20 protein-coding genes and 1 tRNA gene are annotated in these 21,584 nt (G+C 52.5%); 13 read left to right on the forward strand and 8 right to left on the reverse strand.

Annotated elements, in window-relative coordinates; all coding sequences use genetic code 11:
* Positions 1-66: 66 nt before the first annotated feature.
* Positions 67-1,149 carry a GTPase Era gene (locus ACAW75_RS12475; RefSeq protein WP_370729060.1) on the reverse strand — a complete coding sequence of 361 codons (1,083 nt, stop codon included), beginning with the start codon at positions 1,147-1,149 and terminating at the stop codon, positions 67-69.
* Positions 1,150-1,281: 132 nt separating this feature from the next.
* Here ACAW75_RS12475 and ACAW75_RS12480 point away from each other — a divergent pair.
* A tRNA-Met gene (locus ACAW75_RS12480) sits at positions 1,282-1,354 on the forward strand.
* Positions 1,355-1,511: 157 nt separating this feature from the next.
* Positions 1,512-2,672, forward strand: a complete 1,161-nt coding sequence (locus tag ACAW75_RS12485) for an energy transducer TonB (protein WP_370729061.1) — start codon at positions 1,512-1,514, stop codon at positions 2,670-2,672.
* Positions 2,673-2,816: 144 nt separating this feature from the next.
* Here the strand turns inward: ACAW75_RS12485 and ACAW75_RS12490 are convergent, their stop codons facing one another.
* The 3 genes from ACAW75_RS12490 to ACAW75_RS12500 all read right to left on the reverse strand — a co-directional run bounded on the left by ACAW75_RS12490 (position 2,817) and on the right by ACAW75_RS12500 (position 5,248).
* Positions 2,817-3,050, reverse strand: coding sequence for a hypothetical protein (locus tag ACAW75_RS12490; RefSeq protein ID WP_370729062.1), 234 nt, complete (start codon positions 3,048-3,050; stop codon positions 2,817-2,819).
* Positions 3,051-3,129: 79 nt separating this feature from the next.
* Positions 3,130-4,158, reverse strand: coding sequence for an LLM class flavin-dependent oxidoreductase (locus tag ACAW75_RS12495; protein ID WP_370729063.1), 1,029 nt, complete (start codon positions 4,156-4,158; stop codon positions 3,130-3,132).
* Positions 4,159-4,285: 127 nt separating this feature from the next.
* Positions 4,286-5,248 (reverse strand): polysaccharide deacetylase family protein, encoded by a 963-nt coding sequence (locus ACAW75_RS12500; protein WP_370729064.1) that lies wholly within the window; start codon positions 5,246-5,248, stop codon positions 4,286-4,288.
* 232 nt (positions 5,249-5,480) lie between these two features.
* On the opposite strand from ACAW75_RS12500, the gene rpmG reads away from it, so the two are divergent.
* The 9 genes from rpmG to ACAW75_RS12545 all read left to right on the forward strand — a co-directional run bounded on the left by rpmG (position 5,481) and on the right by ACAW75_RS12545 (position 10,457).
* Positions 5,481-5,663: a 50S ribosomal protein L33 gene (gene rpmG / locus ACAW75_RS12505; protein ID WP_085411320.1), complete on the forward strand. Its 183-nt coding sequence runs from the start codon at positions 5,481-5,483 to the stop codon at positions 5,661-5,663.
* Positions 5,664-5,730: 67 nt separating this feature from the next.
* Entirely contained in the window at positions 5,731-5,886 is a 156-nt protein-coding gene (locus ACAW75_RS12510) for a DUF4295 domain-containing protein (RefSeq protein ID WP_207330446.1), read from the forward strand.
* Positions 5,887-6,080: 194 nt separating this feature from the next.
* Positions 6,081-7,046: a signal recognition particle-docking protein FtsY gene (ftsY, locus tag ACAW75_RS12515; protein ID WP_370729065.1), complete on the forward strand. Its 966-nt coding sequence runs from the start codon at positions 6,081-6,083 to the stop codon at positions 7,044-7,046.
* Positions 7,047-7,375: 329 nt separating this feature from the next.
* On the forward strand, positions 7,376-7,846 hold the full coding sequence (locus ACAW75_RS12520; protein WP_370729066.1) for a carboxypeptidase regulatory-like domain-containing protein: 471 nt from the start codon (positions 7,376-7,378) through the stop codon (positions 7,844-7,846).
* Positions 7,847-7,848: 2 nt separating this feature from the next.
* The gene (locus tag ACAW75_RS12525; protein ID WP_370729067.1) at positions 7,849-8,166 is read left to right on the forward strand and encodes a hypothetical protein; all 318 of its coding nucleotides are present in this window, start codon (positions 7,849-7,851) and stop codon (positions 8,164-8,166) included.
* The gene (locus ACAW75_RS12530) at positions 8,142-8,477 is read left to right on the forward strand and encodes a hypothetical protein (protein WP_370729068.1); all 336 of its coding nucleotides are present in this window, start codon (positions 8,142-8,144) and stop codon (positions 8,475-8,477) included. Before ACAW75_RS12525 ends, ACAW75_RS12530 begins: the two co-directional genes overlap by 25 nt.
* A 107-nt stretch (positions 8,478-8,584) precedes the next feature.
* Positions 8,585-9,925, forward strand: a complete 1,341-nt coding sequence (rimO, locus tag ACAW75_RS12535; RefSeq protein WP_370729069.1) for a 30S ribosomal protein S12 methylthiotransferase RimO — start codon at positions 8,585-8,587, stop codon at positions 9,923-9,925.
* A 117-nt stretch (positions 9,926-10,042) separates the two neighbouring features.
* The gene (locus tag ACAW75_RS12540; RefSeq protein WP_370729070.1) at positions 10,043-10,267 is read left to right on the forward strand and encodes a type II toxin-antitoxin system HicB family antitoxin; all 225 of its coding nucleotides are present in this window, start codon (positions 10,043-10,045) and stop codon (positions 10,265-10,267) included.
* Entirely contained in the window at positions 10,260-10,457 is a 198-nt protein-coding gene (locus tag ACAW75_RS12545; protein WP_370729071.1) for a type II toxin-antitoxin system HicA family toxin, read from the forward strand. Before ACAW75_RS12540 ends, ACAW75_RS12545 begins: the two co-directional genes overlap by 8 nt.
* Before the next feature lie 420 nt (positions 10,458-10,877).
* On the opposite strand, the gene ACAW75_RS12550 is transcribed toward ACAW75_RS12545, so the two are convergent.
* The 4 genes from ACAW75_RS12550 to ACAW75_RS12565 all read right to left on the reverse strand — a co-directional run bounded on the left by ACAW75_RS12550 (position 10,878) and on the right by ACAW75_RS12565 (position 16,181).
* Complete coding sequence (locus ACAW75_RS12550) at positions 10,878-13,304, reverse strand: glycoside hydrolase family 2 TIM barrel-domain containing protein (RefSeq protein WP_370729072.1); 2,427 nt, start codon at positions 13,302-13,304, stop codon at positions 10,878-10,880.
* Positions 13,305-13,519: 215 nt separating this feature from the next.
* Positions 13,520-14,758, reverse strand: coding sequence for a hypothetical protein (locus ACAW75_RS12555; protein ID WP_370729073.1), 1,239 nt, complete (start codon positions 14,756-14,758; stop codon positions 13,520-13,522).
* A 34-nt stretch (positions 14,759-14,792) separates the two neighbouring features.
* On the reverse strand, positions 14,793-15,428 hold the full coding sequence (locus ACAW75_RS12560) for an FMN-binding negative transcriptional regulator (RefSeq protein WP_370729074.1): 636 nt from the start codon (positions 15,426-15,428) through the stop codon (positions 14,793-14,795).
* Positions 15,429-15,533: 105 nt separating this feature from the next.
* Entirely contained in the window at positions 15,534-16,181 is a 648-nt protein-coding gene (locus ACAW75_RS12565; protein ID WP_370729075.1) for a pyridoxamine 5'-phosphate oxidase family protein, read from the reverse strand.
* Positions 16,182-16,255: 74 nt separating this feature from the next.
* On the opposite strand from ACAW75_RS12565, the gene ACAW75_RS12570 reads away from it, so the two are divergent.
* Both ACAW75_RS12570 and ACAW75_RS12575 read left to right on the forward strand, forming a co-directional pair.
* Positions 16,256-17,731 carry an aminotransferase-like domain-containing protein gene (locus ACAW75_RS12570; RefSeq protein ID WP_370729076.1) on the forward strand — a complete coding sequence of 492 codons (1,476 nt, stop codon included), beginning with the start codon at positions 16,256-16,258 and terminating at the stop codon, positions 17,729-17,731.
* A 250-nt stretch (positions 17,732-17,981) separates the two neighbouring features.
* Positions 17,982-21,497 carry a DUF1553 domain-containing protein gene (locus ACAW75_RS12575; RefSeq protein ID WP_370729077.1) on the forward strand — a complete coding sequence of 1,172 codons (3,516 nt, stop codon included), beginning with the start codon at positions 17,982-17,984 and terminating at the stop codon, positions 21,495-21,497.
* The last annotated feature ends 87 nt before the right edge of the window (positions 21,498-21,584 follow it).

Here is a 21,584-nt window from a genome sequence, read left to right on the forward strand (position 1 = left end):
ATACAGTCACCTTGGTGAACAAGCAGCGCAACAGAAAACAGCAGACAGTAAACAGTAACTGTTTTTTTATTCATCATACCCCAACCGCCGGAGCATACGCTCTTTCTGGCGCCAGTCGGGTTCTACTTTGACGTGTGTTTCTAAAAAGACTTTTTTACCGAAGAAGCGTTCCAATTCTTCACGGGCCATAATGCCTGTTTTCTTGATCATGCTTCCTTTTTCGCCCAGCAGAATCGCCCGCTGGGTCGGTCGTTCAACCAGAATTTCGGCCGAGATCACAATCATGTCTTCCCGGTCTTTGAAACCCGTAATGATCACTTCCGAGCTGTAGGGAACCTCTTTCTTATAGTTCAGGAAGATTTTCTCCCGCACGATTTCCGACGCAAAAAACCGTTCGGGCTTGTCGGTCAGTTCATCTTCCGGGAAATAAGGCGGGTGAACGGGCAAATGCCGCACGATATCATCGAAGAGGCGATCCAGGTTGAAGCCATTCAGCGCCGAAATTGGAATGATCTCCGTAGCCTTGCGCGGGCCGCCTGGAGCGGCTTCGTCAGGTACGTTAGCGGCGTCCGGCTCTTCATCGAGTTCATGCTCTTCGGCTAATTCGGCCAGATCGGGATCAGCCACTTTATCGTCGATGACAGCGTAGCCACCCACTTCAAAGTGTTCTTCCCAATAGTTGATCTTCGCCTCCACCTCTTCAGGCGTTGCCTGGTCGATCTTGTTGATCAGCAGGATGATCGGTACGTTGGCGTATTTTAGCCGTTTAATGACGTCGTCTTCATCGTGTCGTTCAAAGATATCGGTCACAAATAGAATAACGTCTGCGTCTTCGAGCGATCCCCGGACGAAGCTCATCATCGATTCGTGCAGTTTGTATTTCGGCTGAATGATGCCCGGCGTGTCGGAGTAAACGAGCTGGAACGGCTGTCCGTTGTGATTGCCGTTCAGGATACCCATGATCCGGTGGCGAGTGGTCTGGGCTTTCGACGTAATAATTGAGAGGCGTTCGCCAATCAGCTGGTTCATGAGTGTCGATTTGCCGACGTTCGGCTTACCGACAATGCTCACAAAGCCCGATTTGAAGCCCTCTACGGCTTCAGGCACCGGGAGTTGATCTCCGGGTGGTTGTATGTCAGGTGATCCCATGTTGGTTTGGTAACCAATGGCTTTGAGGTGAAAGCCGTGCCTTTTGTTTCCCAACAGAAGGTGGCCAGAAAAATATTTTTACAAAGGTAGTTGATTTTATTGGAAAGCCTCTTACCTTTGCACTCCCAACATCGCGGGATGGAGCAGTTGGTAGCTCGTTGGGCTCATAACCCAAAGGTCGCTGGTTCGAGTCCAGCTCCCGCTACTAAGAAAACCCCTACTAGTCTGTCAAACAGATTCGTAGGGGTTTCTTCGTTTATGCCGCGTGCGAAACAGAGCAAAGTTGCTTTCTTGGACACGATAAATAGTGAGCTGCTCTACGTTGCCGGTCAGTATTATCCGAAGAAATAATCTTTTGTCATATGACCGGTTATTATTTCTTCAATATGACGAGCTACTTACCCTTACTGGTGCTGCTGCTCAGCTTTTCACTGGAGGCCAATTGCCAATGTGTCGTTAGTAAAGACCAGTATGGCCAGGTTGTCACTACCTGCGAGGTATACAAATCCGCCTCCAACACGGAGCCGAGTCACAAGCAGGAAGCTTACCTGGGTAGCCCTTATTTAACGTATCCAGCCTGGCAAAAAGGAAAAGTCCGGATTGAAGCAGGTGGCAAAGAAATTGCCTGTGAGCTAGCCTACGATGTGGTGGCCAACGAGGTTCTGTGCCGTTTCGACGATAAACCAGCTATTGTTCGGCTGGCTCCTTACAGTTTCACCCTCGATGGGCTGGAGTATACCCGGCAGTTGAGCAAGCTACCGGGGCTATTCTCCAAACGCTACACGACAGTCCTCTACGAAGGGCCTACCCGACTAACTAAAAGCATTTCCCGCCGACTAGTACCCACCCTAACGACCAACGGGTACGACAAAAGCAGTTACTTCTACGGGTATTACCAAAGCCAGGAGACCTACTATCTTCAACAGGGGGAAGCGCTGCCCGAAGTGACACAGTTAGACCAGGCCTCGTTGTTGAGTTTACTTCCTAGACCGGCATCACCAATTGCTGTCAACTCACCTACTAAACAGTTAGCCGCCCAGGCAGCTATCAGGCTGCTGATGGCCTACGATTCGGTAATGGCCCTGTCTAATCGGGATAAACCACCCCTCAGCACAGATGCTGTTTTCAATCAGCTACTGCGGAAGGAATTGAGTTATCCAAACCAGGCATGGTTAGCGGGTGTGTATGGGCGGGTCTACGTGGGATTTACCGTCGATGCGCAGGGGCAGTTGAGCGACCTGGTTACGCTTAGCCCGGCCAATGTCGGGTACGGTTTAGATGGGGCTGTCAAGCAGGCCTTGCGTCAGTCGGTTCTATTGAAACCCGCTTATCAGGGTACGTATGTCTTACCGGTGAGCTTCACTTTTGATCACACCCAGGATGATCGTGGTGCTTATATACCAGTAAATGTCCTGTCGCCGGATCGATATGTCGACCGGGTGTTGCTTACCGAACATGTCGTTCCTATCCGGGTAGCGAAGCCTGGCCCCCAAATCAGAGAGGTATGGGGCTACTACAAATAAGCGGCGGAAGGTTTCTGTTCAGGGGATACGCTCGGTGGCTCTTCCAGAAATAGCGCCATGAGCAAACGCGTACCCAACTAGTCTGTTCACAGCGAAGCCCCTGTTTTTCAGGGGCTTCGCTGCGCTATCTACCGTAAAGTCCAGCTAGCTATTGCTTGGCTTGTGCTGCGACCTTCCCCGATTGAGCCATTTTGCTTTTATCGCTTTCACCCGGCGCCCTACCCGGCCCAGCATCCCGAACCGGTACAGATCTTCCTGGCGGTCAAGTTCAACTAAGTCCGAACGTACTGCCGTGCGCTGACTAGCCCACAGATTCCCAGCATACAACAACCCGGCAAGGGCCGCCAACACCAGCAGAACAAGAACGACTATTTCCATGTGCAAAGGGTATGTGATCGGCAATTTCCGATGAACGGATCAGCCTGTTAACATACCTAACTCGCTCACCCCAAAAAAGTTAGTTTGCGGAAACCAATATATCAGCCGGTTTTGCAGGCAACGCGTCACGTACCTGAGCAGCCAGTTCAAACGAGCGAAGTCGGGCGGCATGGTCAAAAATCTGGGCGGTTACCATCAATTCATCAGCCTGCGTTTGCTCAACGAAGCTCATCAGTCCGCGTCGAACGGTTTCGGGCGTTCCCACCATGGCGTAGCGCAGGGCGTGATTGGCACCAGCCTGTTCAGCGGCGAAGTTCAACAAGTCAGGGCGATCAACGGGTGGGGGTAACATACCTGGGGTGCCCCGGCGCAGGTTGATAAACTGCTGTTGTACCGAGGTAAACAAACGACGGGCCTCTTCGTCGGTATCAGCCACCACCATGTTTACGCCCAGCATCACATAGGGTTTATCCAGCGTGTCAGACGGCTTAAACTGCGTACGGTATACCTGTAATGCCTGCATGAGGGCATCGGGCGCAAAATGCGAGGCGAAGGCAAACGGCAATCCTAGCATAGCGGCCAGCTGAGCCCCGAAAAGGCTGGACCCTAATATCCAGACAGGTACGTTCAAACCCGCCCCCGGCACGGCCTGAACGGCCTGTCCTGGCTCGGCTGGCTGGAAGTACCGGCGTAGTTCAACCACATCCTGTGGAAACGTATCGGGACCGGTCAACTGCCGGCGTAAGGCACGGGCAGTCACCTGATCGGAGCCTGGCGCACGCCCCAGTCCCAGATCGATCCGCCCCGGGTAGAGCGCTGCCAGCGTACCAAACTGCTCCGCAATGACCAGTGGCGAGTGGTTGGGCAGCATGATACCACCCGACCCAACGCGGATCGTTTGTGTACCACCGGCTATATAGCCAATCACAACCGATGTGGCGGCGCTGGCTACACCGGTCATGTTATGATGTTCGGCCAACCAGTAGCGGTTGTACCCCCATTTTTCGGCATGTTGAGCCAGATCCCGCGCATGTTGCAGCGCCTGATTGACTGTACTTCCAGCGGTAACAGGAACCAGATCAAGTATTGAAAATGGAATGCTATTCATTGCGTTGACAACCGATTAATTCCCCAGGCCTTTTAGTGCCGGAGGTCTTTCAGCATAACACAGGCAATTCCGAAATAATTACGAAGCACCGGGTTGCTAAACGGGTCCATAACCAGCATCGATGCGGTCATTTTCCGTCCGCCAGCTGAGTTATTTCGGCTGGCACCTCAGGCTCGCCCTTGAAAAACGCCCCACGCTTACCTTGCGTCAACGCCCAGCGGTGTAGCCAGGAAATGCCGCCTTTATTTACGTAATCGTCTTTCGACTGGTAAGCCGGGTCCCGCACTGCCTGATCCAGCGAGACAAAGGTATACCCCTCTGCCTGTAGGCGGGCCAGCAGGCTTCCGATATAAAACGAATTGATCGTATTGGCGTGGGTTAACAGAATATGGGCTATAGGACGCTTAAATAACGAATCGGCCTGGGCTTCGTAATAATGCACACAGTCCATCATGTAGTCGACGTATTGCCTGCCCACAGTCGATGCCAGGGTGCTATCTTTACGAAGCAGCGCTGCGTCGTAGGCCGCCGAGAACAGGTAATCGGCATTATCGATAGAAACCGGCGCTTCTTTATACTGCTGGCTGGCCAGATAACGCACCAGCGAATCCCGTTTGCTGACGGTGTTGCCTCGTTGCAGGTACGGATGGCGAAAATAGCGGAGGCGTTGATGGGCCGTCTGGAGTAACGGCCGTAACAGTGTATCAACGCCCATAATGTCTTGCTGGTAAGCGGCTGCCGAGATCGTGTTGTAGCCCAGGTGCGCAAAGGTGTGATTGCCCAACTCCATTCCCGCTTCCAGCCAGTAGGTCAAAAGCCGCATCTGCCGTTTATCGAGTCTGGCCTGGTTCAACAACTTTTCCCCAACGACGAAACCGATCGCAGGTACGTTATAGTGTTTCAGGTGAGTCAGCAATCGCCTGGTCAGCGTGTCTTGCCCGGCTGTTGTGCGGGCCACCCGGGAAACGGTGGGCAGATCATCAATGGTGATACACAATTTTTTCTGGGCCTGGGCTGAGTCCCAAAAAGCCATCATAGTGGCCAGCAGTAACAATCGGGCAGGTAGGTTCATACGATGTGTAGTGCTCATGTCAATCAGGGTTAGTTAGCGCACCGCAGTCAGTTGGCACAGCTACTTATGAAAAGACAACGTATATTCGTCAGTAATCCAATCCGTGACAGGCAAAATAACCAGATCCCATCCAGTTGAGTAAAGCTGGCTCCTGTTGCTGTAAGAAACTGACAGCCATACCGAAAAGACCGTTGCGCATAACAATTCCATTTCCTATCTTTGCGCTCCCGTTGAGAAAAATCACATAGCCATGGCTAAGAAAGGTAATAGAGTTCAGGTAATTTTGGAGTGCACGGAACAGAAGGAAACCAACGTTCCAGGCACATCGCGGTACATTACGACTAAGAACCGTAAGAACACGCCAGCTCGTATCGAGCGTAAGAAGTATAATCCGAATTTGAAGCGGGTAACGCTTCATAAAGAGATTAAGTAACTAATCATCCCGGCGGAACCCGATGCGTAACAGCTATTGAGGCACACGTCAAAACAAGCTCAGAACAATGGCAAAGAAGGTAGTTGCAACCCTGAAAACGAAGGATAACGGTAAGGCCTACGCGAAAGTGATCCGCGCCGTGAAGTCACCCAAAACGGGGGCTTATACCTTCAAAGAAGAAATGGTCCTGATCGACGACGTGCAGAACGCACTGAAAGCGTAATTGCTGTCATCATGAACCGCGTACAAGGAAGTCCCGATGAGGGACTTTTTTTGTTGTTAGATTTGTAAGAGAGGAGCCGATAGAGCGTAGTGGATGGTCAATAGCCGCGTTACGGCTTAACACGCGGCTGACTTGGCAACGCGACTATTGACCATCCACTGCCCACTATCGACCTTCAAGACTACTATATACCTATGGCTTTCTTCGGTTTATTCGGAAAAGAGAAAAAAGAATCGCTCGACAAAGGTTTGGAGAAAAGTAAAGACAGCTTTTTCTCTAAACTAGGCCGGGCTGTTGTTGGTAAAGCAACCGTCGACGAAGAGGTGCTTGATGAGCTGGAAAACGTGCTGATCTCTTCTGACGTCGGTGTTGAAACAACCGTCAAAATCATCGACCGGATCGAAGCCCGGGTAGCCCGCGACAAATACATGGGTACGGGCGAGCTGGACACCATTCTACGCGAAGAAATTGCCGCCCTGCTCTCTGACAACAAAAGTGCCAGTGCTACCGGTAGCGACGACTTTGACCTGCCTGCCGGTAAGAAACCTTATGTGATTATGGTCGTGGGCGTGAATGGGGTGGGTAAGACCACGACCATCGGCAAGCTGGCGTCGCAGTTTCACAAACGAGGCAAAGTAGTAGTGCTGGGGGCTGGTGACACGTTTCGGGCCGCCGCCGTTGACCAGCTTAAACTTTGGGGTGACCGCGTGGGCGTACCCGTTATTTCGCACGGCATGAACACCGACCCCTCGGCCGTAGCCTACGACGCGGTGAAGAAGGGCCAGGATATGGGCGCCGATGTAGTCATTATCGATACCGCCGGCCGGTTACACACGAAGGTGAACCTGATGAATGAGCTCTCCAAGATCAAGCGGGTGATGCAGAAGTTTATTCCCGATGCGCCCCATGAAGTACTGCTCGTTCTCGACGGCTCGACGGGGCAGAACGCGTTCATTCAGGCTACCGAATTCACCCGGGTCACCGAGGTAACGGCCCTGGCAATCACCAAACTGGATGGAACGGCCAAAGGTGGTGTTGTGATCGGCATTTCTGACCAGTTCCAGATTCCGGTGAAGTACATCGGCGTGGGCGAAAAGATCGACGACCTGCAGACGTTCGATAAGATGGAGTTCGTCGACTCGTTCTTCCGGAAAGTGTAGCGGGAGTCGCCTTTTCTGATAGAGCGCTGAAAAGTTTAAGAAGCTGTTCGGCTTGGTTTGCGTTTGTTCCGTCGCGTCGCTGCACCCGCGAACCGGACTTAATGGCTGTAGGTAAACGGCTTCGCGCTACGTATTTCCGTCGCGTCGCGACCTAATGTCTATAGCGAATCAATTTTCTACAGCCATTAGGTCCGGGTTCGCCCCTTCGCTAGGCGACGGAAACGCAAACAGCTTCTAAAATGCCCTTTTCGTGGGTAGCCAGTGATGTACCCACGGGATGCTAAACCTTTTTGGGCGTGTGGCTGTCATAGACAAAACGACCTCCTGCCATGCGCTACGCTCTGCTTCTGCTGTGCCTGTTCACCTTAACCACCACGGTTATGGCCCAACGCAAACCGTCCCGTAAGAAAGCCACAACTAAGACCGGTCTTTGCGGAACAGTGTATGAACTGACGGGTAATCAGATGCCTGGCCCAGGTAAAGTACCCGCCAAAGGCACGCCTGTTAGCCGGGAAGTGTTGATCTACCCCGCTCTGACGATGGACGGCGTTGAGGGCATGGAGGATGGGTTTATTACGTCGACCAAAGGCGTGAAGCCAATTAAGACGGTGATGTCGGGGAAAGACGGTACATTCTGCCTCTACGGTATTCCCGCAGGTACGTATTCGGTACTCGTTCGCGAACCAAAAGGCCTGTACGCCAGCCTGTTCGACATGGAAGGCCGACTGAACACCGTGACGGTGAAGACGAATACCGTGACGCAACACACGATTCAAATCACCTATCAAGCTGCTTTCTGAGCGTGACTGCCTTTCTAAGCTTTGCTGGCGTCTTTCTGGTCTTTGGCTGGCTGACGTACCGAATGATTCGCTACACGAATGACTCCGTTGGGGCGAGATCGCCGCTGATTAAGCTTGTTGTTTACCGGTATAGCGAGCGGGATTGCCTGAAGTGGCGGCAAACGCCATTCATCCTGTTCATCGCGCTGGTTCTTGTCTGGCCCTGCTGGATACTCATTACAGCCTTAAACACAGCAACCAGCTCCTGGCCGTATGCCCTCTCTTCGTTCTCGCTGTATGCGCAGGTTCCTTCTATTTGCTCTATACGCTACTCCAACTAGAAAGGAAGTTCTGGACGCTTATTGCCGATACAGAACTGACGCTCGATCCTGCTATGAAGTCGATCAAGGTGACTCGGACAGGTACGTCTACCTTATTAACCATTAACAATGTTGCGCTGATCGAATCACACAGTACGGCGCAGGGGAAATTCACGTACCATCATTTTCGCTTTGTCGACCATGATGGCTACTCTACGTTCTTCTTCGACTATGGTAAAGGGCTGGGGTTTGCCATCGAAACCTATTTCAAAGGTGTTCCGATACAGTGGGTTGAGCACAAATTTCCGTTTGATTCCGTACAGGTTGTCTGATCAGAAGCAAGCACGCCCAAGGCGTCTGGAACTTGGGACCTGGACCCTGAAACTTGAAACTCTATTCAGGCGTTAGTCTACCACGATAGGGTCAATCCAATTTTGTTTTGAAAACCAAAGGCTTACTTACCAATAAAATCAACATCGTCACGCTGGGTTGCTCGAAAAACCTGGTCGATTCAGAGACGCTGTACACCCAACTGCGGGGCAACGGCATGGCCGTGACGCACGAGTCGAAAAAAGATGATGCCAATATTGTGGTGATCAACACCTGCGGCTTCATCGACAATGCCAAGGAAGAGAGCATCAACACCATTCTTCGCTACGTCGACGCTAAAGAGGCAGGCGTTGTAGACAAAGTGTACGTAACAGGCTGTTTGTCACATCGCTACAAAGACGAGCTGGAAGTGGAAATGCCCACCGTCGATGCATGGTTTGGTACCAATGAACTGCCCCGGCTGCTGAAAACATTGCGTGCCGATTACAAGCACGAACTCGTTGGCGAACGGCTGCTGACAACGCCCGCGCATTACGCTTACCTGAAAATCGCCGAAGGCTGCGACCGTCCCTGCTCCTTCTGCGCCATTCCGATCATGCGCGGTCATCACGTGTCACGCCCGATGGACGAACTGGTGACGGAGGCCAGATCACTGGCCCGGCGCGGTACAAAAGAGCTGATCCTGATTGCGCAGGACCTGACCTATTACGGCCTCGATCTGGCCAAAAAACGCAACCTCGCCGAACTTGTTGATCGCCTCGCCGATGTGGAAGGCATCGACTGGATTCGGTTGCAATATGCCTATCCCTCTGGTTTCCCGCTGGATGTGCTCGATGTGATGCGCGAACGGCCAAACGTGTGTAATTACCTCGATATGCCCCTGCAAACCGGTTCAACGGAACTGCTGAAGCTAATGCGCCGGGGCATTACCCGCGAGAAAACCGAGGAGTTGGTGCACACCATTCGCGAGAAAGTGCCGGGCATTCACCTCCGCACCACGCTGATTGTGGGTCACCCCGGCGAAACCGACGCCTTGTTCGAAGAAACCCTCGACTTCGTTGACCGGATGCGCTTCGACCGGCTGGGTACGTTCACCTACTCGCACGAAGATCAGACGCACTCCTATTCGATGCCCGACAACGTACCTGACGACGTAAAGCAGCAACGCGCCGACGCAATCATGGAGATTCAGGAAGGCATTTCGCACGAGAACAACCTGGCGAAAGTGGGACAGACCTACAAGGTGCTGTTTGATCGGAAAGAGGGCGGTTATTTCATCGGCCGCACCGAATTCGACTCGCCGGAAGTAGACAACGAAGTGCTGGTGCCGGCCACCAGAAACACCTACGTCCGCCTCGGCGACTTTGCCCAGGTACGTATCACCGACGCCCAACCGTTTGATCTCTATGGTGAGGTTGTGAGTACGGTTCCCGTTAGCGCACTGGCGTAGGGCAGCATAGGGGATTGGCCAAATACAGCTTGCCTCACCGGGGCGGGGTTGCCTGCATTTTCAAGTTTCTTTTCGTTAGTTTCGTGTGAACAGTAAAAAGCATAACGAATCAGCCGTATGAAATATAATGTTAATGTCATTTATGAAAAGGACGAAGACGGTTATTACGTGTATTGCCCGCAATTAAAAGGTTGTCAATCCCAAGGAGAGACCTTCGAGGCGGCGCGTGACAATATTCAGGAAGCTATTGAGCTTTATTTGGAGACCGTGTCGCCAGAGGAAGCCAGCCAGCTACTGAATCACGAGGTAATTACTTCAACTATTGAAATAGCCCTTGCCTAAGCTGCCCGTTATGGATGCCAAAGAAGCCGAGCGGCTTCTGCTCCAGCATGGCTTTGAGCTTCTTCGCACAAAAGGAAGCCACCGTATTTACCAGCAGGAAAAGACGCGGGTGGTCATTCCTTTTCACGCCGGTAAAAGCCTACACCCTAAAATTGTCAAAGAAGTACTGGAAGCAGTTGGGCATTTGTGATCTTTCCAAAGAACAATTTTTGTTAGCTTCACACAAATAGCAAAATGTACGCCAAACGTTCAATCTATTACGGATAGCAATGGCAAGCCGTTGTACGTACAGGTTCCAGGACGTTCCCGGCTTCAAATCAGCGGTGGTTTGCTACAGGTAGATGAATTCTGTGCTGGAATCGGCTGCGCTAATTTGATTCTCGCGCTGGTCTGTTGCTGACGCATAGCCCAGCGCGAAAGCCGCTTCGACCGCAGCGGCGGACCGTTCCGCTCAGGGTGCCAACGCACATCCAGATGTTCATGATGGACTTAGGTGGGATTGCTACTCCGTTGTCGCCTGCCTGTGGCAAGCGACAACGGACTCGCCACAGGCAGGCGACAACGGAGTAGCAATCCATAGCGCGAACGCAGCCAGCTACACTAGTTCCGATCAGTGTACGGTCATTGTCTTCTCTATCGCCTTCAACCCCGTTGCTCTAACGTTGATTTTTACAGAACCAGCGGTTTTTGCTGACCGCAGGATAGCCATTGCGAAGCCTTTGTGCAGTGCTTTTTTATTGCCGCTGAACAGGTCGTTGCCTGAATGGTCACCATTGTCTACAGCAATCAACGTTGCCGCGCCACTAACGTCAAATGTAAGTTCTCCTGCCGCAGTTGGTACCTTATTTCCCTTACTATCAAGGGCATACACCTTTACGTATTGGAGATCCATACCATCAGCTTTCCAGTTCGTGTTTTCCGTTTCAATCGTTAAGGCTACTGGTTTTCCGGTTGTTTCCAGTTCATGACGCGCTATTTCTTTGCCACCTGTTCGGGCAATTGCGGTGATTTTGCCGGGTGCGAACGGGATGCTTTTCCAGAAAATGGTATTGCGTTTTCTTACGTCAGCAACGTTTTTCTGTACACCAACAGACTTCCCGTTCACCAGTAACTCTACCTCGTCTGCGTTGGTATACGTGTAGAGATCATACTGCTTCCCGGCCTCCCGATTCCAGTGCGACGAGACATATTTCCGGCCTACCACCACATCGTTCCAGAGATGTGATTCGGCTTCACTATCGACCACGCCAATACGAACCAGCGGTTCATCGTTGAAAATACTTTTGATCAAATAGGCTTGTGGGTTAGGCTCCAGTGAATGGTTGAAAAATGAATAGTTCCAGCCTTTGCTCGGCCATCCCTGCGATTCTCCCCAGTATTCGATGCCACCCCAGTAGGCCAGCCCCACCATTTTGTCTCTGTCCATGCCGAAGAAAGGAGCGGCCAACTCATTGGTCACCGCCTCACTTTGGTAGATGATCATGTTCGGCGCATGCTTCAGGTACGTCTGGTAATCATCCCACACATAGTTGAAGCTGGCAACATCGGTAACGGTCGCCAATTCGGGCGGAATGATATTTTCGTTGATCTTGAAATCCGGGTCGGCTTTGATGATACCTCCGGCCCGGGCAGGATACATGGCCACTGTTGTTTTGCGGGTAGGGTCGTACCGTTTTGCCACCACATCCATAATCCGGTAGGTAGTGACGCCCCAATCACTGGTCGGAAACCCCCACCGTTCTTCCTGAAATTGCAGTTCATTGCCGAAGCTCCACATAATGACCGAAGGATGATTTCGATCCCGTTTGATCCATTCTACCAGATTCGTATACCAGATATCATTCCAGGGCGCACTTCCTGCCCAGGCAACGGTACTACCCCATTTGTCGTATAATTCATCGACAACCAGGATGCCTTTTTCGTCGGCAAGGTCGAAAAATGACTCTGAGTACGGGTTATGCGACGTGCGGATGTGATTGAAGCCAAAGGCTTTCAGTTTATCCATCATTCTGGCAATTGATGTCTCGTAAGCCGCAGCCCCTACAGCACCCAAATCGTGGTGATTGGCAACGCCTTTGAGAAAAACTTTTTTGCCATTTAATGTCAGCCCAAGTTCTTTAGAAAATTCAACGGTACGAATGCCAAATTTTTTGGTTACTTTATCAATTACTTTACCGTCCATCACCAAGACCACTTCAGCAGAATAAAGATCAGGCGTTTCGCAAGACCAAAGTTTTGGGTTCGTAATGGGTACGTTGGGTAGAGGAACTTCTACAGAAACAAGTTTTGATTTTTTCGGGGCCACTATTTTTGTTTCGGCGACTTGTTTTCCGTCAGGAGAAAATAACGTTGCCTTAATCGCCAGGTCGTATTGTTTGTTTTTAATTCCTGCCACTTCCACCTGTACACGTACCTGGGCGCTCTGCTCAGAAATGGTGGGGGTCGTTATAAAAATACCGTGACGGGCAATAGAAACACTGTCTTTTACGACCAAATGCACATCACGGAAAAGACCGCCACCCGTATACCAGCGCGAATTGCCCTTTTCGCCGGTAGACGACCGAACAGCGACTATATTCAGTCCATCGTAGTTAAGTGACGCTGTTATATCAGCGTCAAAGCCAAGGTAGCCATACGCTGTTCCGCCAATTTTCTGTCCATTAAGCCACACATCTCCATGCAGCATGATGCCTTCAAAGTCGAGAAAAACCCGTTTACCTTTCCAGGCTGTATCAGCAGTAAACGTTTTCCGATACCAGCCTACACCCATTGCCTTGAATCCACGTCCCCGGCTGGCTAAACTATCCCAGGGTTGTTCAATTTGAAAGTCGTGTGGCAAATCCAGCTTACGCCACTCACTATCATCAAAAGCAATAGTTTGTGCATTGGGTACGTCGCCAGCTTTGAATTTCCAGCTAAAATTAAATAACTGGTTTATTCTACTGCCCTCTTTTGGAGTCTGCGTAAAAGCAGTTGTTGTAAGGCAAATAGCCACAACAAGTAACAGGATTTTCAATAATGAATAAGTTGTTTTCATCTTTTGCCGGAGAGATAGCAGGTAAGAGATTGGTATTACTCTCCGAAAGGTAGACGGTATCGATAGCCAAAACAGCAGGACACGTTGATCAAACTATGATCAAAGTAGTGAACAGTATATCTGTCTGTAAATCAATGATTAATAAGTATAATGAACAAGCCACTACCAGCGAGCAGGCAGGCCATCAACTATAGGAATATACAGCAGTAGCGATCTTACAACTGATAAAGTACCTTCCCGTCGTAGGCGTTGAGGTAGCAATTTTTCACGGAACCGGTGCCTTCAAACTCCAGAAATAATCCGCTGATAGTACCTAACGGACGCTGATACGTACCGGTAAAAATTTGTTTGTCGTTTACATACAGGGCTACCTGCCTGTGGTGGTTTATCAGTTTTACGGTATTCCAGTTGTTGAGGTCAAGCACAAATCGAGAAAGATCACTTTTAGACCCTTTAAACGTTTGTTCGCTTACTACATTCAACGCCCGCAGGCTGCAACCCGAGCTAACAAATTTGAACCTGATCATACTGTTACTGCCAGTTAGTTGAAATTGTGTGCTACGGCAGTAAATAGCCTTATCGGGTAAGGCATTTTTAAACGTTGTTTCGAACACAAAATCATCCGCATTGTCAGCCATAGGCGTGTAGTTACAAAACCGGGTCAATATAGGCCCTGTTGTATCTAGCCCCATCTTGGTCAGTTGATTAGTTGTAACCTGAACTACGCTATCACCTTTGTTTTTATTCACAGGGAACGCATAGAAATGGACGGGGATATCATCTTGTCGATGGCAGGCAAAACCGATCCATTTGTCGGATCGTATATACGCACTTGTCGTGGCAATTGTCTGCGACCGCGTTTGTACAGATACCGTAAAAACCCCAGGAAAATAATAAATATGCGCGGCGCTTTTTTCACCGGCCTTTATATACACCAGCGGCGATTTATCACCAAAATTCACGAACAGGCTATCGTCGGTTTCGGATACGCGCAACTCAAAAAATGTGGTAGCTGGCAACTGACCTTCTAGACGAACAAGGCTGATTTTGGCAAAGCTATCGTTAGGTTTAAACAGATGCCAGATTAAAAACACTGTACCCAACAGGGCGCTTACTGTAAGGGTAATGAGTAAAATCTTCCAGTAGTAAAAATAATTTACCCTGGAGCGTGTAGTCGGTTGCGATACAGGCGTTTGTAACGGCTCAGGCTCTATATAATTTCCGTATTTTTTTAACGCATCGAGGGTAGCTTTCTGGGGAACATAATCGTCATCAACAGCTACTTTGCCGAATATTCTTTTCAGGGTACTCGGGCTTATATTTGTATTGGTATCACGTTCAATTGCCCTGTTCAAGTCAACAAAATCGCCATGCTTCCAGGTACCTGCTCCACCGCGATTGAATCGGTTCTCGCAGCAGTTGATAAGCTCATTTAGTCTTGTTCCTTGGGTCATCAAAACAAAACTATAGCAATAAGCAATACGTCGGCTACCCTAACGTACCTGCTCTTCGCCGCCTCTGCATCTCATCGGCAACGCGGTGCGACTCAACATCGTCGCGTTGGCGGAGTTGATCCACGATGGCGGTGTGGTTGGCATCGTCGCGGTTTTGGCTCAGCTTGGCGGCTCCCTGCATGGTGTCGATAGTCATCTCAAATGCGACCAGTCCCCGCATTTCGCGCCGAACATATGCCTCGGTCATGCTCTCGATTGAAATAGGACAGGCGGAGGACGCTTCATATTTATCGACCTGAGTACGTAGTAAATCGAACGTTTCCGCGTCCGAGAGTGCGCGGGTACGTCCATACACGTGGACTGACAGGTAATTCCAGGTAGGTACGTTCACATGGTCGTACCATGAGGAGGAAATATAGGCGTGTGGGCCCGAAAAAACGGCAAGACCCTGTAAATCAGCGCCAAATAACGCTGCCAACGGGTTCGCCTTCGACACGTGCCCAACCAGTCGGGCCACGCCATCATCGCCGACCTGTAGTTCGATGGGCAGGTGCGTGGCAATGGGCACACGGGCTTCGTTCGTCATCACGAGCAGTGCAAACGAGTGATCGCGTATGAACTGGAGTAGTTGGTCGCGATCGTTTTCCTGAAAGTGTCTGGGTACGTACATAAGGGAGTAGCGCCGAAGCTCCAGCTTCGGTAGTTAACAAGTCTTTACCTACCGAAGCTGGAGCTTCGGCGCTACATAAATAACATGCTGGCATCACTTCGGTAGTCAAAGACTGTTAACTACCGGTTCGGCCCTACTTAAATACCCCGGTAATGCTACCGTATTGTGGTCGGCAGGAATGGGCGTAGCGCGTATGGTCTGCAAAGGAATGACACCGGCCCAGGTTGGCAAATCCATGTCTTCAGGATCGTCGTTGGCACTACCGGTACGGAGTTTGGCAGAGGCTTCGGCCAGTGAAAAGGCCAGTACGGTGGTCTTCTGTAATTCGCTGGCCGTTGTGGGGCGCAGATCGGCCCAGCGGTTGGGAATCAGGTGATCGGTGATAAGGGCCAGCGCGTGCATTTTTTCGGCTTCGTCAACCATCTTTTCCGCGCTGGCGAAAATAACAACCGACCGGTAATTGACCGAATGGTGAAACGCCGACTTTGCCAATACCAACCCGTCGGCCAGCATGACCGTGATGCACACGGGCACCTGGTTCTCGATGCTTCGGATGAAATGACTCCCCACGGAGCCATGAATGTATAGCCGGTCGCCATTGCGCGCAAAAGCCGTTGGAATAGCCATCGGCTCCCCGTTAAGCACATAGCTGACGGTGCAGAAAAGGGCTTCGTCAAGAATGGGGTGAATCGTTTCGGCGTCGTACTGAGCCCGTTTGGCCAGTCGACTGGGCGTGGTGCGTGGCGTTTTCATAGCCCAAAGTTCGTACCTTACCGGACTATCATTTTATACCAGTTTTCGAAAACTCTCTAGTCCGGTTTCTCACTATGCTTCCTTACGCTACGCTCCTGCATCTTGATAAGGCATCTGCTACACCGCTGTATGTGCAGGTAAGCGAAGGGCTTGGCCAGCTTATCCGTGCAGGTACGTTATCGGCAGGGCAACGCTTACCGGGTACGCGCCTGCTGGCCAATCAACTGGCCCTGAACCGGCAGACCATTGTGGCCGCTTATGATGATTTGCTGACCCAGGGCTGGCTCGAAAGCCGGGCGGGAAGTGGCACGTTTGTAGCCGATCATATGCCCGGCGTACTTCCACAGACATTGGGCGATTGGCAACGTACCCAGCCTGTGAACGGCACGTCGACCCGCCAGCCGGGCTACGCTTTTGAACAGCGAACGTACCTGAGCCGGCAAGCGCCGGGCAGCCCGTCGGGGTTACGATTTGATGATGGCCTACCCGACGCCCGACTGGCACCGCTCGATGAGCTCAGTCGGGCCTATCGGTCGTATTTTCGGTGGGGCAACCCGCAGGCCCATTTTGGCTATAACGACACGAAAGGCCACCCCTTCCTCCGCGACCAATTATCGGCGCACCTTAACGAAACACGCGGGCTGCAAACGACCGCCGACAATATCCTGATCACGCGTGGCAGCATTATGGGTATTCATCTGACCAGTCAGGTGTTGCTACGCCCCGGCGATGTGGTTGTTGCTGGCGAAACTACCTGGACCGGGGCCACCATGAACGCCCGGCAGGCAGGCGCACAGGTCCTGACCATTCCCGTCGATGCCCACGGAATGAACGTTGAGGCGCTGGCCGATTTATGCACCCGCCAGCCTATTCGGATGGTGTATGTCACGCCGCACCACCACTACCCAACTACCGTGACCCTGCGCGCCGACCGTCGCATCAGGCTTTTGCAACTGGCTGAACAATACGGATTTGCCATTCTGGAAGATGATTATGACTACGATTTTCACTACCTCGGCCGACCTATTCTGCCACTTGCCAGCACCGACTCGCAGGGCATGGTCATCTATATCGGTTCGCTCACCAAATCAGTGGCGCCGGCCTTTCGGGTGGGGTATGTTGTGGCCCCCACGCTGTTGATCGATGAATTGGCACGACTTCGCCGCATTATTGACCGGCAGGGCGACCCGGCGCTGGAATTTGCGATTGGGCAACTGTTTCAAACGGGGGAGATGAAACGGCATTTCCGGAAGGCGATACGTACCTACGAAACCCGGCGCGATCATCTTTGCGCACTACTGGCAAACGAGTTACCCGAGCAGATCCAGTTCACCAAACCAGACGGCGGACTAGCTATCTGGGCTACGTTCAACAGGGCCATCGACCTGCCAGCCATGGCCGATCGCGCCGGGAAACGGGGACTGTACCTCTCGCCGGGCCTTGTCCACAACCTGCCTGACCGTCCGCTGAACAGTACCCGCATGGGCTTTGCATCCTCGACCGAAGCAGAGTTGGACCAGGCGGTAATGGTCTTGAAGCAGATGATGTAGCTGGTGATGGTACGCGGATTGAAGGGGTTTAAACTGGTTAGCGCAGCTTGTTGGCTCCTCAGGCGTGAGCTTTCGATCCGCCTGAATCCAAAATCCGTATCAATCACTTTAAATCCCCTAAATCCGCGTACTATCAATCAGCCGTTTCAATCCAAAATCCGCAGCCAATCCTATCATCAGGTAGAAATCGGGCCGAATAGCATTATTCTGATGTAAATTTGTTTACATAACCTTCATCGTCAACGTTTCTATGACACGCAGGGCATCAACGTCATGTCGCTACGGACTCATCACACTGGCCGCCAGCCTGTTCGGTAGCGTGGTCTGGACATCGTGCAGCCAGTTTGCCGGCGTCACCAAGCCGGCCGATGTGGTAGCGGCGGAGCTGAACCTGCCTGAGAAAGTTGACTATAACCTGCACATCAAGCCCATTCTGTCGGATCGGTGCTTTGCCTGCCACGGCCCCGACAAGAACAAACAACAGGCCGGGCTACGGCTCGACACGCCCGAAGGGGCCTATGCCGCACTGGCCCAAAGCGGCAAAAAAGCCATTGTCCCCGGCGATTTGGCCAACAGCGAACTTTTTCATCGGATTACCAGCACCGACCCCGATGAAATGATGCCCACGCCGAAGTCGAACCTGACGTTGAACGCCGACGAAAAGGCCATGCTGATCCGGTGGGTAGAACAGGGAGCCGAGTATAAAGAACACTGGTCGCTGGTGGCGCCAACGATGCCGGACGTACCTGCGATCAACAACGATTCGTGGTCACGCAATGACATCGATCGGTTCGTGCTGGCGAAACTAAACGAGAAAAAACTGACCGCTCCGGCGCTCCGGCACGCACCTGAGGCCGATAAGACCACGCTGCTCCGCCGTGTAACGCTCGACCTGACGGGTTTGCCCCCTACCCTCGCCGAAATCGACGCCTTTCTGGCCGATAAATCAACTAATGCCTACGAAAAAGTGGTCGACCGGCTACTGGCTAGTCCGCATTACGGCGAACGGCAGGCGGTGGAATGGCTCGATGTGGCGCGTTACGCCGATACGCACGGTTATCAGGACGACGGCCTGCGCACCATGTGGCCCTACCGCGACTGGGTGATCCGGTCGTTCAACAAGAATCAGCCCTTCAACCAGTTTGTCACCTGGCAACTGGCGGGTGATCTGCTACCTCAGCCAACCAACGCCGACGACCGGCGTGATCAACTACTGGCAACGGCCTTCAACCGAAACCACCAGCAATCGCAGGAAGGCGGCATTGTGGATGAAGAATACCGCGTCGAATACGTGGCCGACCGGGTGGCTACGTTTGGCAAAGCGTTTCTGGGCCTGACCACCGAATGCGCCCGCTGCCACGATCATAAGTACGACCCGATTTCGCAAAAAGATTACTTCTCGTTGTTCGCCTTTTTCAACTCGAACAATGAACGCGGGCAGATTCCGTACAATGGCGAAGCAGCCCCGACCATCACGCTTACATCGGCCGAGGAACAGGCCCAACTCGCTTTTATTCATCAGAAACTGACGCCCCTGCAGCAACAGTTAAATCCGAACCGAACAGTGTACCAGCAACGGTTCGGGCAGTGGCTGGGCCAAACCGAGCGACACGCTGCTCCGCCCGACGAAACGGGTTTAATTGCCCGCTACTCGTTCGATGAAGCCGATCGGGGCGATGTGAAGGCGTATGAAGCGAAGAAATCGGATGAACGGAAACGTAAAGATGAACAGCGGAAACTGGCTGAAGCCAAAGCACTGGCGAGAGGCAAGCCAGTGCCTGAGGAAAAGAAGGAGCCGCTAAAGCCCAAAACCCGCCTGTCGATAGAAGAAAATCCGCGTAACCTCTTCCTGAACACCGCCAATGACACCTTGCATGCCTACCTGGGCGGCGATGTCGATAACTTACCGAAGCAAGTGCCGGGGCGGTTCGGCAAGGCTCGTTTTCTACCGGGCGATAGTTTCATTGTGCTGCCGTCCGACTTGGCCGCCTTTGACCAGAACGAGCCGTTTACCGTCAGTAGCTGGTTCAAATTGACCAAACTCGGCACTGCCATGACGCTGGTTGGCCGCACCACGGGGCCGATGGACGGGCAACGCGGCTACCAGCTCGATCTGCTGCCCGACGGTCGGTTAAAAATGATGATGAGCCACGTTTGGCCTGCCAACGCCATCGACATCGAATCGATCGGGAAAGTGCCTGCTGGTCAGTGGTTTCAGGTAGCCTTCACCTACGACGGAATGGGTAAGGCGAAAGGCGTGTCGCTCTATCTGAATGGCCAGCCTATGGCCACCCGGATCATCAACGACCACCTGATCCATAGCATCGTTTGGGGCATGAAGAAGTCGCATTGGGCACAGCACCCCTTTTATGTAGGGCGTATGCACGATAATTTCTACAAAGATTTTGCCGTCGATGAACTGCGGATCTATACTCGCTGCCTCACGCCCCTTGAGCTACCTCGCCTTGCCGGAAAGACCGACGCACTGGCTGCCGCCCTGCACACGCCGCCCGCCAACCGCACGCCGGAGCAACGCGCCGGCCTATACACCTATTACATACATACCCAGGATGCCGGTTACCGCGCCGCCTTCGACAGTGCCATGGTGTACCGGGGCAACCAATTCATGACCCTTACCGACGCCAAACAGGTCATGGTGATGCGCGAGATGGGCCAGCCCCGCCGAACGTACCTGCTGAAACGCGGTGCTTACGATGCCCCCGGCGAAGAAGTAACGCCCGAAACGCCGCACTTCCTGCCTGCCCTGAGTAGCGACCAGCCCCGCAACCGACTTGGGCTTGCCAACTGGCTCACCAGTCAAGACAACCCACTGTTCAGCCGGGTCATGGTGAACCGCATCTGGCAGCAGTATTTTGGGCAGGGTCTGGCTAAAAACCCCGACGATTTCGGCAATCAGGGCGCACTTCCCTCCCATCCCGAACTGCTCGATTACCTGGCCGTTCGTTTCCGGGCCGGTGGCGACCGGGAGTCTGGTCAGCAGGCCAATCCATGGGACGTAAAAGCGCTGCACCGACTCATCGTTACATCGGCTACCTACCGGCAATCGTCATCAGTCAGTCCAGCCGCCCGTGAGGCCGACTTCGATAATACCTATTTGAGCCGTGGACCGAGCTACCGCCTCTCGGCCGAACAGGTGCGCGACAATGCCCTGGCGGCAAGTGGTTTGCTAACGCAAAAGCTGGGCGGTCCAAGCGTGTTACCCTATCAGCCGTCGGGTATCTGGGAGGCACTGGCCACGCGCAACGCCGTTGTTTATACCCAAAGTCATGGCGATAGCCTGTATCGGCGCAGCCTCTATACGATCTGGAAACGCTCATCGCCACCGCCCATGATGCTCAATTTCGACGCTGCCGAACGCCATGTCTGCACGGTAAAACGCCAGAAAACGGCTACACCCCTGCAAGCACTGGTAACGCTCAACGACCCGCAGTTTATCGAAGCGGCCCGGGTTATGGCACAACGGGTCGCCAGCAGACCGATGGGTACAGACAGAAACAAAGCTATTGTCGATGCCTTTTTTCGCCGCGTGGTTAGTCGGTCGGCACGTACCCAGGAAGTGGCGCTGATGCAGCAACTGTATGCCGAAGAACTCGCCGATTTCAGGAAAAACCCTAAACGGGCGCAGGAACTGCTCACCGTTGGCGAATACCCTCTCGATAAGCAACAAAACCCCGCCGAGCTGGCCGCCTGGACCGTAGTAGCCAGCACGATCATGAACTTCGACGAAGCCATTGTGAAACGATAAACTGATTCTGGATTGGGGATTTCGGGTATCAGCTGTAGCTCCGCCAACAGGCAGCGCGACATCCGATACACAAAATCCCCAATACGA

The organism is Fibrella arboris (genome assembly GCF_041321095.1).
In the GTDB taxonomy this organism is placed as follows: domain Bacteria; phylum Bacteroidota; class Bacteroidia; order Cytophagales; family Spirosomataceae; genus Fibrella; species Fibrella arboris.

Coding starts and splice junctions, on each gene's coding strand:
- ACAW75_RS12485 (WP_370729061.1), top strand. CDS start 1,512: ATGACCGGTTATTATTTCTTCAATATGACGAGCTACTTACCCTTACTG.
- ACAW75_RS12510 (WP_207330446.1), top strand. CDS start 5,731: ATGGCAAAGAAGGTAGTTGCAACCCTGAAAACGAAGGATAACGGTAAG.
- ACAW75_RS12540 (WP_370729070.1), top strand. CDS start 10,043: ATGAAATATAATGTTAATGTCATTTATGAAAAGGACGAAGACGGTTAT.
- ftsY (WP_370729065.1), top strand. CDS start 6,081: ATGGCTTTCTTCGGTTTATTCGGAAAAGAGAAAAAAGAATCGCTCGAC.
- ACAW75_RS12490 (WP_370729062.1), bottom strand. CDS start 3,050: ATGGAAATAGTCGTTCTTGTTCTGCTGGTGTTGGCGGCCCTTGCCGGG.
- ACAW75_RS12565 (WP_370729075.1), bottom strand. CDS start 16,181: ATGAAAACGCCACGCACCACGCCCAGTCGACTGGCCAAACGGGCTCAG.
- ACAW75_RS12475 (WP_370729060.1), bottom strand. CDS start 1,149: ATGGGATCACCTGACATACAACCACCCGGAGATCAACTCCCGGTGCCT.
- ACAW75_RS12520 (WP_370729066.1), top strand. CDS start 7,376: ATGCGCTACGCTCTGCTTCTGCTGTGCCTGTTCACCTTAACCACCACG.
- ACAW75_RS12560 (WP_370729074.1), bottom strand. CDS start 15,428: ATGTACGTACCCAGACACTTTCAGGAAAACGATCGCGACCAACTACTC.
- ACAW75_RS12495 (WP_370729063.1), bottom strand. CDS start 4,158: ATGAATAGCATTCCATTTTCAATACTTGATCTGGTTCCTGTTACCGCT.
- ACAW75_RS12570 (WP_370729076.1), top strand. CDS start 16,256: ATGCTTCCTTACGCTACGCTCCTGCATCTTGATAAGGCATCTGCTACA.
- rpmG (WP_085411320.1), top strand. CDS start 5,481: ATGGCTAAGAAAGGTAATAGAGTTCAGGTAATTTTGGAGTGCACGGAA.
- ACAW75_RS12555 (WP_370729073.1), bottom strand. CDS start 14,758: ATGACCCAAGGAACAAGACTAAATGAGCTTATCAACTGCTGCGAGAAC.
- ACAW75_RS12500 (WP_370729064.1), bottom strand. CDS start 5,248: ATGAGCACTACACATCGTATGAACCTACCTGCCCGATTGTTACTGCTG.
- ACAW75_RS12575 (WP_370729077.1), top strand. CDS start 17,982: ATGACACGCAGGGCATCAACGTCATGTCGCTACGGACTCATCACACTG.
- ACAW75_RS12550 (WP_370729072.1), bottom strand. CDS start 13,304: ATGAAAACAACTTATTCATTATTGAAAATCCTGTTACTTGTTGTGGCT.